Source organism: Pedobacter sp. MC2016-15 (genome assembly GCF_026239695.1).
Classification (GTDB): Bacteria; Bacteroidota; Bacteroidia; order Sphingobacteriales; family Sphingobacteriaceae; genus Pedobacter.
The window spans coordinates 12,990-27,807 of record NZ_JAPIVS010000006.1; the positions used below are offsets into that span (position 1 = coordinate 12,990).

Here is a 14,818-nt window from a genome sequence, read left to right on the forward strand (position 1 = left end):
TGGCTTATTGGTATTTTTTATATTTCTTCCGGCAGACCAATTTCACGTGCTGCCCTGGAGAGTTGCTGTTCTTCCATTTTTGAAAGCACGGCGTTAAAATCATCCTTAAGGTCATACTGTAAATCCTCATGCAGTTTTATATACTTCTTATACAGTGCAAGGGTAGTCCTTAAAAAATATGTTTTCAGACGTTCGTTAAACTTTGCCAATGGAGAGAAAACGCTCTCTTTGTAGTCCAAAGGTACAATTTTTAATAAATGTAAGCGAAGTTCAACTTCAGTATTCGGATCTTTGGTTACCTTATAATGGTGATTTACCCTGCCGTTGAGTTTTCTAAAGGCTGCAAGTGCATCTTTGGACGTAGATTTCTTTATTTTCAGCAAGGCTGAAATGGAGTCATCAATCTCTTCAGTGAGCAAAGACTGCCTTTCCTCCAGGTCTGTTTCATTTTCAAGCAATTTAAAATGAAGGTGCTCAGTGAGCACCTTATCTTTTGCGATCAGACGAAGCAACAACTTGTCCTTTTCTTTGGGAGGAATGGCTGTTATTGCAGCCTTCAGATCTTTATGATCCTTTAATAACATTTAGAAGGGATTATCTTTCAGGTATTTTTCCCAGTTCCAGGCAGAAAGCATCATTTCGTTGACATCAAGCTCCGCTTTCCAGCCAAGACCTTCAGCCGATTTAGTGACATCTCCCCATACCTGTTCTACATCACCTTCCCTTCTCGGGCCGATCTTGTAATCCAGCTTTTCACCTGTAGAGCTTTCAAAGGCCTGGATAATCTCCAATACTGATGAACCCTTTCCGGTACCAAGGTTAAATACTTCGTAGTTGCCTTCAGCTTTAGCACTCTCCAGTCGCTGTATTGCAGCCACATGTGCTTTGCCCAGATCCACAACGTGAATGTAATCTCTTACTGCACTGCCGTCAGGGGTATTGTAGTCGTTTCCAAATACAGTGATCGGACCACGTTTACCTATTGCAGACTGCGTGATAAAAGGCACCAGGTTCTGAGGAACACCTATCGGCAGTTCACCGATGAGAGCAGAATTATGGGCACCAACCGGGTTAAAATAACGCAGTGAGATCACTTTTAAATCAGGGGATACCGCACAGGTATCCCTCAAAATTTCTTCAGCAATCTGTTTAGTGTTCCCATATGGAGACTCTGCAACTTTCACCGCTGCATCTTCTGTCACAGGCAGCTGGTCTGGCTGACCATATACCGTACATGACGATGAAAATACCAGGTTGACATTACTGTTAAATGCAGTAATCACATTGATCAGCGAGTAAAAATTATTCCTGTAATATTTTAACGGGAAGTTTACTGATTCGCCTACAGCCTTAAAAGCTGCGAAATGAATTACTCCGGTAATATCAGGGTGAGCTGCTACAAAGTCGGTCACCTTCTGTTCATCACAGAGATCAAGTTCAGTGAAATCCGGATTCTGGCCGGTGATCGTTTCCAGCTGCGTAAGGATCTTTGGATTGGAATTTGAAAAATCATCCACCAGGAGTACTTCATAACCTGCATTGATCAACTCAACAGCAGTATGAGAACCAATAAATCCGGTGCCTCCGGTAACTAAAATTTTGCCCATTGCTGATTAGCGGTTATAAGTTGTAAAATCCTTATGTTCTTTATTTACCAGAGCTTCAGCAGGCAGGCTTTTGAAGTACTCATAGGTAATTTTCAGGCCTTCGGCACGGCCTACCTTAGGCTCCCAGCCCAACAGAGCTTTGGCTTTGGTAATGTCCGGCTGGCGCTGTTTTGGGTCATCTACAGGAAGTTCCTTATAGATTACTTTCTGTGTTGTACCTGTCAGTTTAATAATCTCTTCGGCAAACTGTCCGATCGTGATTTCATCAGGGTTTCCGATATTTACAGGCTGTGCATAATCACTCAGCAGCAATCTGTAAATTCCTTCCACGAGGTCATCCACATAACAGAATGAGCGCGTTTGTGAACCATCACCAAAAACAGTAAGGTCTTCACCCCTCAGTGCCTGGCCAATGAAGGCAGGTAAAACACGTCCGTCATTCAGGCGCATCCTTGGTCCGTAAGTATTGAAAATACGTACAATACGGGTTTCAAGACCGTGGAAAGTATGGTAAGCCATTGTTATCGCTTCCTGGAAACGTTTAGCTTCATCATAAACACCCCTTGGTCCTACCGGGTTTACGTTACCCCAGTATTCTTCCGGCTGAGGATTTACATTAGGATCGCCATACACTTCAGAAGTAGAAGCGATGATCATCCTGGCATTTTTATTCTTGGCAAGTCCCAGCAGGTTATGTGTTCCCAGTGAACCAACTTTTAGGGTTTGGATTGGGATTTTCAGATAATCAATAGGGCTGGCCGGAGAAGCAAAGTGCAGGATATAATCCAGCTTTCCGGGAACATATACATACTTGGACACGTCATGGTTGGCAAACTCGAAGTTTTCCAGCGCAAAAAGGTGTTCAATATTTTGCAGGTCCCCCGTAATCAGGTTATCCATTGCAATGACATGGTAATCTTCTTTGATAAACCTGTCACACAAATGCGATCCCAGGAAACCGGCTGCGCCGGTTATTAATACTCTTTTACGCTCCATTCTCAACTAATTTACGGCCGATACTGTTATAATAATAACCCAATTCAACCATTTTATTCAGGTCATATAAGTTACGACCGTCAAATACCACTTTGTTTGCTAATTTTTCTTCCATTTTCTCAAAGTCAGGATTACGGAATACTGACCATTCTGTAGCAATCAGGAGTGCATCAGCGCCTGTTAAAGCGTCATATTGGTTTTCAGCATATACAACCTTATCACCAATTACGTTTTTAACATTTTCCATTCCTTCAGGATCGAAAACAGTAACAGTAGCACCAGCTTTAACGAGATCATCAATGATGTACAATGCCGGAGCTTCGCGGATATCATCAGTTTCAGGTTTAAAAGCAAGTCCCCATAATGCGAAATGTTTACCGCTAAGGTTGCCCTTATAATATTTGCTTACTTTTTCTACGAGTACAGTTTTTTGTTTTTCATTGATTTCCATTACTGCCTTCAGGATCGCGAAATCATATTTGTTTTCTTCAGCTGATTTGGCCAGGGCCTGTACATCTTTAGGGAAGCATGAACCACCATATCCGATACCAGGGAAAAGGAAACGTTTTCCGATACGCTCATCAGAACCGATACCTTTACGTACTGAATCCACGTCAGCACCTACCAGCTCACAAAGGTTAGCCACTTCATTCATAAAAGTGATTTTTGTAGCCAGGAATGAATTTGCAGCATATTTTGTTAACTCAGAAGATTTCTCATCCATAAAAAGGATAGGATTTCCCTGGCGTACATAAGGGCCGTACAATTCACCCATTAATTTTTTAGCACGTTCGCTGCGTGTACCGATAACCACGCGGTCAGGCTTCATAAAGTCTTCTACTGCGACACCCTCACGAAGAAACTCAGGATTTGAAACCACGTCAATTTCAACAGATGTGTTTTCAGCGAAAACTGCCTGTACTTTATCAGCAGTTCCTACCGGTACTGTTGATTTGTTAACAATCACTTTGTATTCTGTAACCAGTTTAGAAATGTCTTTGGCAGCGCCAAGGATATACGACAAATCTGCGGCACCATCACCACCTGGAGGCGTTGGAAGCGCCATAAAAATAATTTGAGCATCTTTCACTGCTAAAGCAAGATCAGTAGTGAATGTCAATCGTTTCTGCTCGATGTTACGCAAAAACAACACATCCAGTCCTGGTTCGTAGATGGGTATTTCACCATTCTGCATTTTCAAAACTTTAGCTTCATTGATGTCTACACATATTACAGTGTTACCTGTTTCTGCAAGACAAGTTCCAGTTACGAGTCCAACATACCCTGTTCCGATTACGGCAATTTTCATATGAATATATTTTAAATAATTAAGTAGCTTACATAAACTTGTATGAATTCATAACGCAATAAGTGTATCGTGCTGCAGATAATGGTTAAATTTTCCAATTTAATCGAGTATCTTCGGCTAAGATAATAAATAAACGTACAAAATGCTCTGGCTTTATAATTTTGCAATTTTTTTATACAAAATAGTTCTCCACATAGCTGCAATAATTAATACAAAGGCTAAATTATTTTTAAACGGAAGAAGAAATATTTTTAATGTCATTAGGAATAAGATTGACGTTACAAAAAAACACATTTGGTTTCATTTTGCTTCTCTTGGAGAGTTTGAGCAGGGAAGACCAGTTTTAGAAGAACTGCGAAACAAATACCCGGCCAAACCGATTGTAATTACGTTCTTTTCTCCGTCGGGATATGAAATCAGAAAGAACACTCCTCTAGCGGAAGGCGTATTCTATCTGCCTCTGGATACGAAGGAAAATGCAGCTGAATTTATCCATCTGGTTAATCCTGAGATTGCCATATTTACCAAGTATGAATTTTGGTACCATTATTTTCAGGAGCTCCATCAGCAGCAGGTACCACTATTTATCATTTCAGGAATTTTCAGACCGGAGCAGGTATTCTTTAAATGGTATGGTAATTTATACCGGGAAATGCTGAATTGTGTACACTACTTCTTTGTACAGAATGAGCAAAGTGTACAGTTGCTGAAGGGGCTGAATCTAAACAACGTTGCCCTCAGCGGAGACACGCGGTTTGACAGGGTGTTTGAAAATGCAAAGACACCAAAGGAGCTGCCTCTCATCAGGCAGTTTTGCGGAGAGGCACCTGTATTTATCGCAGGAAGCACCTGGTTGCCGGATGAGCAGCTGCTTAAAGAGCTGATCCTTCAGTTTCCGGGTTGGAAATTCATTATTGCGCCACACGAAATCCATGACTCACACCTGCAGGAGATCCTGAAACTGGTACCTGATACAAAACGATATACACAGTTAATTGAGGGGGCTTCACCTGCGGATCAGCAGGTATTACTGATCGATAACATAGGGATTCTATCTTCAGTATACCAGTATGGGAAAATCGCGTATATCGGCGGTGGTTTTGGTACGGGGATTCATAATACTCTGGAGGCTGCAGCTTTCGAATTGCCGGTGATCTTTGGTCCTAAATATGATAAGTTTCAGGAAGCAAAGGATTTGCTTGCCCTGCAGGCAGCAATCAGTATTGGTTCTGCAGAGGAGCTTTCTGCAGCTTTTATCAAACTGCAGAAAGATGAGCAGGCAGGGCCTGCTGCAAAAAAATATGTTGAAGACAAGACTGGCTCAACGGCACAGATCGTTAAACATCTAGAGCCGTATATTTAGGCATATGCTGGTCTCTGACCATCTTTACCAGACCCTCTATCCATTTTGGAGAATCGTTAAGGCTAGGTACGAGTTGCACCTCTTCCCCTCCCAGGGCTCTGAATTCTTCACCATATTCTACAGTTACTTCATATAAGGTCTCAAGGCAGTCGGCCACAAAAGCCGGACAAAATACCAGCAGTTTCTTTTTGCCTTTGGCTGCAAGGTCTTTCAACGTATCAGTAGTATATGGTTGTACCCATGGTTCTTTTCCTAACCTGGATTGAAAACATACAGAATATTTCTCTGCGGGGATATCCAGACTTTTGGCAATCAGACGGGCAGTATCATGACATTGCGCGGAGTAACAGAATTTATTGACATCAGTTAAAGTGGCACAGCAGTTTTCTGATTTAAGACAGTGGCTCCCTGAGTGGTCGCATTTCTTCAGCTGCCTTTCGGGCAATCCATGGAAACTGAATAATATCTGGTCATAAGTTTCAGGCTGGAATTTTCGGGCGTTATCAGCGAAGGTCTCGATCATCACTTCGTTGTCATGGAAAGAGGTCACAAATGATACCGGAGGAATTGTTGGCCATGTGCCAACGATCTCCATCACCTTCTGGATCACTGATCCGGTACTGGCTGATGCATATTGAGGAAACAGAGGAATCACCTGGATACTTTCTACCAATCCTGCTTTCATGTTGGCCAGGGCACTGTCGATGGATGGGTTTTGATAACGCATTGCCAGCTCCACATGGTATTCGGGCCCCAGTTGTTCCTGCACCATGGCAGCCTGTATTTTACTGTAGTACAATAATGGGGATCCATTTTCATCCCATATCTCCTTATACAGCTTTGCTGTTTTAGGACTACGGAAAGGGACGATAATACCTTTTACAAGTAAGGTCCGGTTGAAGGCGGGAATATCAATCACCCTTTCATCCATTAAAAACTGATCCAGATACCTTTTTACATCACTTACTTCAGGACTGTCGGGAGTCCCCAGATTCACTAATAAAACACCTTTTTTTCCCATAAAAATACTAGAAATCAAGCCGGACTTAAAAACCAGACTGACTACTGAAACAAATATACACTTAGCTGAATTGCCTACGAAAAGGCTGTTTAATAATTACTTTTTAATGATGAACAATCCGGTCAGAAAGATTCAAGCCTGGCCTTAACCTGTTCCATCAACCACATCGGTGTCGAGGTAGCACCGGCGATACCAACTTTATCATTCGGATTAAACCAGTTCAGATCCAGTTCATCAATGGCGGAAATAAAATACGACTGGTCATTAAACTTTTTGCATACATCATACAACACCTTCCCGTTGGAAGACTTCTTGCCTGACACAAAGATGATCTTGTCGTAATTCACTACAAAGTTCTCCAGGTCTTCATACCTGTTGGAAACCTGTCTGCAGATGGTGTCATTAGCTTTCACTTCATAGCCCCTGCTGAGCAGCTGGTCTTTGATATGGTAGAACTTCTCTGTACTTTTTGTAGTCTGGCTGTAGAGTGTAAACTTAGCCGGCAGATCAACATCGTCCAGTTCGGCAAGGTCCTGGAATACGATGGCATTGCCGTCTGTTTGTCCCTGCAAGCCAATCACTTCTGCATGTCCGTGTTTACCAAAGATGAGGATTTGTTCCTTGTCGTCGTAAGAATTTTTGATCCTGTTCTGCAATTTGAGCACTACAGGACAGGATGCATCAATTAAAATCAGGTTATTTTCCAATGCCAGCTGATAGGTGGATGGAGCCTCACCATGCGCTCTGATCAGTACCTTTTCATTCTGAAGATGCTGGAGCTGCTCATGATCAATGATTCTTAAGCCTTTGTCTGTTAAACGACGTACTTCTTCATCATTGTGCACAATGTCACCAAGACAATACAGATAATCTTCATCGGCCAGAATATCTTCGGCCATTTCTATTGCGTATACCACTCCAAAACAAAAACCTGAAGCTTTATCAATAGTAACAGACAAATCGTATTTCATATCATTCATTTTATCAATGGCCATTGTGCCTATGCATTTACACTACAAAATTACGCAAAAAGAGTTTGTTATCGGACAAACATATCATTTAACTCTTATTTTGATTTAAACAAACCTTGTTTTGATCAGGCGTCTGCTGCGCAGATAGGTCTCACGGATCACCGCGGCCAGCAGGAAAACCATCTGCACCGGGTGAAGGAGTACATTCCAGAAGGGGTTTTGTCCCGATAGGAACGAAATCATCAGTCTGCTGAGAAAAATAAGTCCCACAGGAAGAATAAGGAGACTGTATTCATAATTGAGGAACATCACCAGTGGTCCCGTGACTACCAGTAAAACATAGAGCAAGGCACCAAATACATTATCGCCAAAAGCTTTTAGCAGTTGTGCAGCCGTTTTGCTGAATAAACGATTAGTTTGTGCGGGTGCAGGCAATGAAATCAACTTATGACCTATCAGGGTTTCAGCTTTAAGCCCCTCCTCTTTAACTGCCCTCACTACATCCACGGCTTCAGGGATTCTTTTATTGACTTTCTCCTGCCAGTTGTATTCTTTATAGGTTGCTGCCTCAAAGAACATGCACTCACTGCTCCCGGCAGCGAATACGGGACTCGAAAAAAGACGTACCAGACGCAATGGGATTAAGTTAAAGAGAACAAAGCTGTTAAGAGGAAGCAGGATATGATTCATTAGTCCGGAAGGCGAGGCCATGGGAATGATATTGAGCAGCGTGAGATTAAAGACCTTAACCCTGTAGATCAGACTGTTGATCAACCCATCATGGATAATTACCTGTGGTTCCAGAAAAAGAAGATAATCACCTGTGGCATCTTCAATTGTAAAGGAGTTTCTCTTACGTAGCTGAAAACGCGGATCGCTGTCGCAAATTGCCCGGAGTTCAGCACTGCTTTTTAATTTTACAGGCTGTGTAACAATCACTTCTATATTTTGGTAATCATGCCCTTTCAAAGCTGTCAGCAGTTTGATCAGACTGTAAGAATCCGTTGTTACCTGGATAATGACAGAAACCTTGCTGGAGAAATGCTTTTTGTACTTACCCAGTTTCGGATTAGACAGAAAGTTGAACAGGGTAACAGAAAAACGCAGCACAAGGAAAATCAGGATGATATAGATGAATGCCAGATTCAGCATAGTTAGCTCAGGTAAACACCATCTTCCTGTCCTTCTACATTCAGCACCACATCAACATGTTCCTTTAATACCGTAGCCATCTGCAGGCCTACGAAATCTGTTGCTACAGGAAAAATCTTATGACTCCTGTCTACCAGTACCACGGTACGTATTTTTTTATGAGGAGTATTGAGAAATACACCGAAGCCGTAGGCGAGGGTTTTGCCGCTATTCAGCACGTCATCCACCAGGATGATTGCTTTATTTTTTACTTTTGCCGGTTCCGGGTCTGTCACTGCAGAGAGGCTGCTTTCATCCTTCTCCAGTTCGATTTTAAACATCGTTACTTTAAGATCTGATATTTCGAGCAAAACGTCCTTCAGTCGCAGTGCAAGCTGATATCCCCTGTCCCAAATACCTGCCAGCACAATTTCTTTTTCATTTAAGTTGTCTTCCAGGATCTGGTAAGCCATACGGTTGATTTTTTGCTGGATTTGTTTTTTATCTAGTATCAGTAATCGTGAATCGGCCATTTGTAAATGTTTGTTAGCGTACAAAAAGAAGGATTTTATGCTTCTGAATCAAATATCTGAAAAATAATTACAAAACGTTGCAACGTTTGGAGCTCTGTGGCGTCTAATTTATGTAAACCCAAACAAAATAAGAGATATGAACACTTTAAACATAATTAAACCTGCATTTACTTGCCTGGTCGCACTGATGACCATGACGCTGAACCTCAAAGCGCAGGAAACAAAAAACGTAGCGATAAACAATTTTACAGAAGTGTCAGTAGGGTCCGGCATTGCACTACATATTACACAGGGAAGTAGTGAATCTGCCAGGATTGTTGCCGATAATGAAGTTATTAACGATGTTGTGCTGGAGAAAAGTGGCAGCCGGATCAAAGTTGGCTGGAAGGATAACTGGGGTCTGAAAAAGATGTGGAAAAACAGAAATGCCAAAGTTTACATTACCTACAAAAAGCTGAACAGCATCTCTGCCAGCAGCGGAAGTTCACTGACCACCGATAACGTATTAAAAACTGACCATCTGGATGCCTCTGTATCTTCAGGAGCCAGTTTAAATGCCAGAATCGCATGTAATGAACTGGAGCTGGAAACCAATAGCGGAGCTTCGGCATCACTGACTGGAACAGCGACCAATATGACCGTTAAATCCAGCTCCGGCAGCTCTGTAAACGCCCTAAACCTGGCCACTCAATATGCCAGGGCAAATACCAACTCTGGCGCCGATATTAAAATCAACGTGGCCAAAGGACTGGAGACAAATACCAATAGCGGCAGTAATATCCGCTATAAAGGTAATGCCGACTTAAAAAATCTGAGTAATTCCAGAAGTTCAAGCGTATCCAGAATAGATTAATGAATATATTTGGGTATTAGACTATACTCATTGATATGAAATCTTTTCAATTACTTAAGCCGGTACTGTTTTTACTACTGATCACTGCATCTGATGCCAGCGCACAGATGCAGCAATCCAGAGAGGTAGCTTTAAAACACTTTTCAGAAATACATGTCAACACAGGTATTGAGCTGGTCATCACACAGGGCACAACAGAATCTGCCAAAATTGTTGCTGATGAAACGCTCATAGACGCTATCGTAGTAGAGCAGTCGGGAAACAGTGTCACTGTGAACTGGAAACTGATTAAAAGCACAAAGAAAAGATGGCTCAACAGAACTGCACAAGTTTTCATTACTTATAAAAATCTCAACATCCTTGAAGCAAGTGATGGTAGCTCGGTTAAGACGGAGAATGCTGTTAAAACGGGGATACTTAATATTTCAGTTTCTTCAGGTGCCAATGTCTCTGCGACCGTAGAATGCCCTCAGCTGCAATTGAAAACCAATAGTGGTGCTTCGGCCTCACTGAAGGGCACTGCTGCCAGAATGAACGTCGAAGCGGGTTCGGGCAGCCGTATTAATAGCCTGGAGCTCATCGCAGAGTATGCAAATGTGACTGCAAGCTCAGGTGCTGATGTAAAGGTAAATGTGACAAAGGAACTGGCTGCAACAGCGAGCAGCGGCGGAAATATCCGTTACAAAGGCAGCGCAGTTGTGGAGAATTCTGCGGGCTCCAAAAGCGGAAATGTAAAACCCATCCTATAACTTACAGGATGGGTTTTGATATTATCTTTTAGTGCTTTTGTAGGGGTAGTAAATGAAGTTAGCCCCTTCAGGTACGATCACAAAGACACACATATAATCTTCCGGCTTTTTATAAGCTTTTAAAAAAAGCTCTTTGTATGCCGGCTGAATGATGCCTTTTTCTACAAACTCCTCAAACATCGAAGCCTGAATTGTCCAGTTGGTATTGAGTTCTTCCCTGTTCAGGATCATCTCTCCTATAGAAACAGTATGCTGGTGGGCAACAAATATTGGATTTTTTGATATGCCTTCTGCGATGATCTCGATGGCAATTTCATGAATAGATTCCTTATACAATTCAAGGTCCTTTTCGAGGCTTACCAGCGGACTCACTTTTTTCTCTTTTCCTGCTCCCTCCGGCTGCTGTGGCATTAACTCTTCTATATCCATCTGAATTATTTAATCAGGTTCAACAAAACTACATTTTCAACATGTTGTGTATGCGGGAACATATCTACTGGTCTGATTCTGCTCACTTCATATTTTTCTTTTAACAAAGCAAGATCTCTGGCCTGTGTGGCTGCGTTACAGCTTACATACACAATTTTCTCTGCTTCCATTTCAAGTAAACGCTCAACCACATCAGTATGCATACCTGCTCGCGGAGGATCTGTAATCACCACATCCGGCTTACCATGCTCCTCAATAAAGGAAGTGGTCAGGATATCCTTCATATCGCCCGCGTAGAAGATGGTATTATCAATACCGTTCAGTTCAGAGTTAAATTTTGCATCCTCTATAGCAGTTGGTACATATTCAACGCCGACTACCTGTTTAACGCTGCCTGCAATAAAGTTGGCAATGGTACCTGCACCGGTGTACAAGTCATAGACCAGTTCATCGCCCTTGAATCCGGCAAACTCTTTGGTAATCTTGTATAATTCATGTGCCTGCAATGAGTTGGTCTGATAAAAGGATTTGGCTCCTATTTTAAATTTAAGACCATTCATCTCCTCAAAAATATACTCCCTGCCTGCATAGCAAATTACATCCTGATCAAAAATAGTATCATTTTTCTTTTGGTTAATGATGTACATCAGCGAGGTAACTTCCGGAAAATTAAGCTTCAGGTATGCCATGAGTCCGTCCACCTGCCCCTGCTCTACAAAAGCAAATACCACAACTACCATCACCTCACCTGTAGAAGAAGTTCTGATAATCAGGTTACGCAGATTCCCTTCATGATTGCGCAGGTCATAAAAACTCAAACCTGTCCTGAGTGCATATCCTCTTACCTGGTTTCTCAGCGTATTGGAAGGTTCTGCCTGCAGGTAACAATGCTCAATGTCCAGAATTTTATCAAAACGCAGCGGCACGTGGAATCCCAGCGCATTCATTTCCAGATCATCCCGGTCGGCCATATCCTGGGCATTCAGCCAGCGTTTATTGGAAAATGTATATTCAAGTTTATTACGGTAATATTTATTTTCTGCGGAGCCCAGTATAGGTTCCATAGATGAGGTATCTACTTTTGCAAGTCGCTGTAGGGCTGCTTCGACATTTTTCTGTTTGAAATGCAGTTGCGCGTCATATTGCATGTGCTGCCATTTACAGCCACCACAGGTTCCAAAATGCTGGCAAAAAGGATCAGTTCTTAAATCTGATGCAGTGTGCAGCGTTTCGATAACGGCTTCAGCAAAATTCTTTTTCTTTTTTACAACTTTTACATCAACGATATCGCCTGGTACGGCTTTATCAACAAACACGACTAATTCGTCTGCTTTGGCTACTCCTTTGCCCTCTTCAGCAATATCAATGATACTTAAAGTGGGAAGGATGGTAACTGTTCCAGCTTTTCTATTTCTACTCATTCTGCTGCAAAGCTAAAGCTTGTATTTAACAGTTCCTATTTTTTGGGCACAGGGATTTCAGGAGGATGAGAATTATCCCCTTTAAAGGATGATTTGTAATCAGCTTTTATTTTCCAAAAACCTTCAGGATTAATCCGAAAATGCCTTGTACAAGATTAAAGCTCACATCAAATTTTTCATCAACCAAAATAGAAATTTCTAAGATCTCTTTGCTCATTTCAAACGACGTTACACGTAAATATAACCGTTTTCATACCGAAAACCAAAACGGTATGCAAAGAAATGACATTAAGTTATTACTTTGGTAATACTGACCCTGCCCTTACAATGCAGCTTTCACCAGGAAAGGCAGTATTTCTTTTTGGAAACTTACAAAGTTTTTGCGGACGTCAGCATCACTAACAGAGGTAAAAGCAAAAGAGAATACTATACTTTTACTTGCTTTAAGCAGAAATGCAAGTCCTTCTCTACGGGAAGGGTTGTTTTTAAAATGATCGAGGCCAAGATAGGCAGAGAGTAACAGCGATTCCAGCTGGTCTGACAGGTGTTTAAGGAATTCCTGTGAGTTGGCATTTTCACGGACAAAATCCCAGCCAATAAACTCGTTGCAAACTGTATAAGTGAGCCTGCAGGTTTTCATCACCAGCGCTTTCAGGTGCTCTTCCTCATCGCTGAACTGCGCTTTATTTTTTAAAATCTCGGTAAGGTTAAGGTCGAGGTAATCCATCAGGATAGCGTCAAGAACCTGTTCCTTACTTTCAAAGTATTTGTATATTGTAGCTTTCGCGATCTTTGCCTTTTTTGCGATCTCGTTTACACTGGTCTTGTGATAACCGTATTTCCTGAATAACTCTTTAGCAGCTCTAATGATGCTCTCTTTAATCTTTTCTGGTTCCATCAATTAGTTACTTGTAATGTATTACCTGATACTCTTACACTATACTGCTTTAAAGACAGTGTAGCCGGGGCTTTTGCCGGGCTGCCATCTTCCAAAAGGAACTTTGCTCCTGAACAGGGATCTGTTACGGTAAAAGCTCCTTCATCTAACACGACAGCACATCTTTCTCCCGGATTTACTGTACTGCAACGGTCATAGGCTACATAGCCATTTAGTATCGTCCTGTAGAGTACCAAACCTGATACGCCATAACCATCAATCAGCACGGCGCGGCCTGAGTTGGTTAAATTTATCAAGCTGGGGTCTGTTAGCGGCCGGTTGAAATTTACCGCTACGTTAGGTACCATATTGGAAGCCTTACCACAGCCACTGAGAACTAATACCGTCAAAATAATCCAGGCAGCTCTGATCATTCTTAGATCAATGACGTTTTAAATTGTTTAAGGAACCTTGCATCATTTTCTGAGAACAACCTTAGATCCTTTATTTCAAATTTCAGATTTGCAATTCTTTCTATTCCCATACCAAAAGCAAATCCGCTGTATTTCTTGCTGTCTATACCACAATTTTCCAACACATTGGGATCAACCATTCCACAACCCAGTATCTCTACCCAGCCACTATATTTACATAACTGGCAACCATCACCTTTACAGATCGTACAAGAGATATCCATTTCTGCTGAAGGCTCTGTGAAGGGGAAATAAGAAGGACGGAAACGCACTTTGGTACCTTCACCATACAGTTCCTGCACAAAGTAAAAAAGTGTCTGCTTCAGATCTGCGAAGGACACCTTCTCATCTACGTACAATCCTTCTACCTGGTGGAAGAAGCAGTGTGCCCTTGCAGAGATGGCCTCATTCCGGTATACACGTCCTGGCATTAAAGCCCTGAATGGCGGTTTTCCAGCCTCCATCATTCTCACCTGAACCGAGGAAGTATGAGTCCTCAAGGCGATATCACCATGTTCACCACCTTTTTTTATAAAGAAGGTATCCTGCATATCTCTTGCCGGGTGTTCTTCAGGGAAGTTCAATGCGGAGAAATTATGCCAATCGTCTTCAATTTCCGGTCCTTCGGCTACTACAAAGCCTAGTTTACTAAAAATGTCGACGATCTCTCTTCTTACCAGCGCCAGCGGATGTCTTGTGCCCACTTCAAATCCCGCGCCCGGAAGTGTAAGGTCAAGGTTAGCATCTTTCCCTGCTGCTGCCGTAGTATCCTGCTCCTTCAAAGTCTGATACTTTGCTTCGGCAAGTTGTTTGAACTCATTTAAAACCTTTCCCAGGGTTCTTTTTTCCTCTGGTGATACAGCCTTAAATTCATCAAAAATATCTTTTATAATTCCTTTTGTACCCAGGAACTTTATTCTGAATTGCTCTAGTTCATCTGCATTTTCAGTAGAAAAAGCATTTATTTCAATCGTATACTGTGTGATCTTATCTTGCAACATAATGCCAAATATACAGCTAATCCTTAATATATTTATAACACACCCGCCATTACATCAGGAAGCCGTCTTTTGAATAAATCAAAA

Annotated in this window: 16 protein-coding genes; 3 read left to right on the plus strand and 13 right to left on the minus strand. The window is 41.9% G+C overall.

The features are described from left to right. Window positions 1-17: 17 nt before the first annotated feature. Genes OQY15_RS17290 through OQY15_RS17305 form a run of 4 tightly spaced genes read right to left on the minus strand, consistent with a single transcriptional unit; the run spans window position 18 to window position 3,912 of the window. Window positions 18-584, minus strand: coding sequence for a hypothetical protein (locus tag OQY15_RS17290; RefSeq protein ID WP_265793148.1), 567 nt, complete (start codon window positions 582-584; stop codon window positions 18-20). Further along, entirely contained in the window at window positions 585-1,607 is a 1,023-nt protein-coding gene (gene galE, locus OQY15_RS17295; RefSeq protein WP_265793149.1) for a UDP-glucose 4-epimerase GalE, read from the minus strand. It lies immediately after the preceding gene. 6 nt (window positions 1,608-1,613) lie between these two features. After that, window positions 1,614-2,603, minus strand: coding sequence for a UDP-glucuronic acid decarboxylase family protein (locus tag OQY15_RS17300; protein WP_265793151.1), 990 nt, complete (start codon window positions 2,601-2,603; stop codon window positions 1,614-1,616). Further along, window positions 2,593-3,912, minus strand: a complete 1,320-nt coding sequence (locus OQY15_RS17305; protein WP_265793152.1) for a UDP-glucose/GDP-mannose dehydrogenase family protein — start codon at window positions 3,910-3,912, stop codon at window positions 2,593-2,595. The genes OQY15_RS17300 and OQY15_RS17305 overlap by 11 nt, the downstream gene beginning before the upstream one ends. 142 nt (window positions 3,913-4,054) lie before the next feature. Between OQY15_RS17305 and OQY15_RS17310 the strand changes: the two genes are divergently transcribed. Then, entirely contained in the window at window positions 4,055-5,275 is a 1,221-nt protein-coding gene (locus tag OQY15_RS17310; RefSeq protein WP_265793153.1) for a glycosyltransferase N-terminal domain-containing protein, read from the plus strand. Here the strand turns inward: OQY15_RS17310 and hemH are convergent. The 4 genes from hemH to OQY15_RS17330 form a co-directional block, all read right to left on the minus strand. Then, window positions 5,250-6,296: a ferrochelatase gene (hemH, locus tag OQY15_RS17315; RefSeq protein ID WP_265793154.1), complete on the minus strand. Its 1,047-nt coding sequence runs from the start codon at window positions 6,294-6,296 to the stop codon at window positions 5,250-5,252. The two genes, OQY15_RS17310 and hemH, sit on opposite strands and share 26 nt — an antisense overlap. Window positions 6,297-6,418: 122 nt before the next feature. After that, window positions 6,419-7,267, minus strand: a complete 849-nt coding sequence (locus OQY15_RS17320; RefSeq protein ID WP_265793156.1) for a 4-hydroxy-3-methylbut-2-enyl diphosphate reductase — start codon at window positions 7,265-7,267, stop codon at window positions 6,419-6,421. A 105-nt stretch (window positions 7,268-7,372) separates the two neighbouring features. Next, the gene (locus OQY15_RS17325; RefSeq protein ID WP_265793157.1) at window positions 7,373-8,419 is read right to left on the minus strand and encodes a glycosyltransferase family 2 protein; all 1,047 of its coding nucleotides are present in this window, start codon (window positions 8,417-8,419) and stop codon (window positions 7,373-7,375) included. A gap of 2 nt (window positions 8,420-8,421) precedes the next feature. Continuing rightward, complete coding sequence (locus OQY15_RS17330; protein ID WP_265793158.1) at window positions 8,422-8,931, minus strand: phosphoribosyltransferase family protein; 510 nt, start codon at window positions 8,929-8,931, stop codon at window positions 8,422-8,424. 136 nt (window positions 8,932-9,067) lie between these two features. Here OQY15_RS17330 and OQY15_RS17335 point away from each other — a divergent pair, with 136 nt between their 5' ends. Continuing rightward, window positions 9,068-9,784, plus strand: coding sequence for a head GIN domain-containing protein (locus OQY15_RS17335; protein ID WP_265793159.1), 717 nt, complete (start codon window positions 9,068-9,070; stop codon window positions 9,782-9,784). Between the two features lie 35 nt (window positions 9,785-9,819). Continuing rightward, entirely contained in the window at window positions 9,820-10,533 is a 714-nt protein-coding gene (locus OQY15_RS17340; RefSeq protein WP_265793160.1) for a head GIN domain-containing protein, read from the plus strand. Between the two features lie 21 nt (window positions 10,534-10,554). On the opposite strand, the gene OQY15_RS17345 is transcribed toward OQY15_RS17340, so the two are convergent. From OQY15_RS17345 to pheS, 5 genes are all read right to left on the minus strand, one after another. Next, window positions 10,555-10,962, minus strand: a complete 408-nt coding sequence (locus OQY15_RS17345) for a hypothetical protein (RefSeq protein WP_265793161.1) — start codon at window positions 10,960-10,962, stop codon at window positions 10,555-10,557. A gap of 5 nt (window positions 10,963-10,967) precedes the next feature. Further along, a complete protein-coding gene (gene rlmD, locus OQY15_RS17350) occupies window positions 10,968-12,383 on the minus strand; it encodes a 23S rRNA (uracil(1939)-C(5))-methyltransferase RlmD (protein WP_265793162.1) in 1,416 nt (471 codons plus the stop codon). A gap of 322 nt (window positions 12,384-12,705) precedes the next feature. Then, entirely contained in the window at window positions 12,706-13,281 is a 576-nt protein-coding gene (locus tag OQY15_RS17355) for a TetR/AcrR family transcriptional regulator (protein WP_265793163.1), read from the minus strand. Further along, complete coding sequence (locus tag OQY15_RS17360) at window positions 13,281-13,694, minus strand: hypothetical protein (protein WP_265793164.1); 414 nt, start codon at window positions 13,692-13,694, stop codon at window positions 13,281-13,283. The genes OQY15_RS17355 and OQY15_RS17360 overlap by 1 nt, the downstream gene beginning before the upstream one ends. 2 nt (window positions 13,695-13,696) lie before the next feature. After that, window positions 13,697-14,734, minus strand: a complete 1,038-nt coding sequence (gene pheS / locus OQY15_RS17365; protein WP_265793165.1) for a phenylalanine--tRNA ligase subunit alpha — start codon at window positions 14,732-14,734, stop codon at window positions 13,697-13,699. Window positions 14,735-14,818 lie beyond the last annotated feature (84 nt).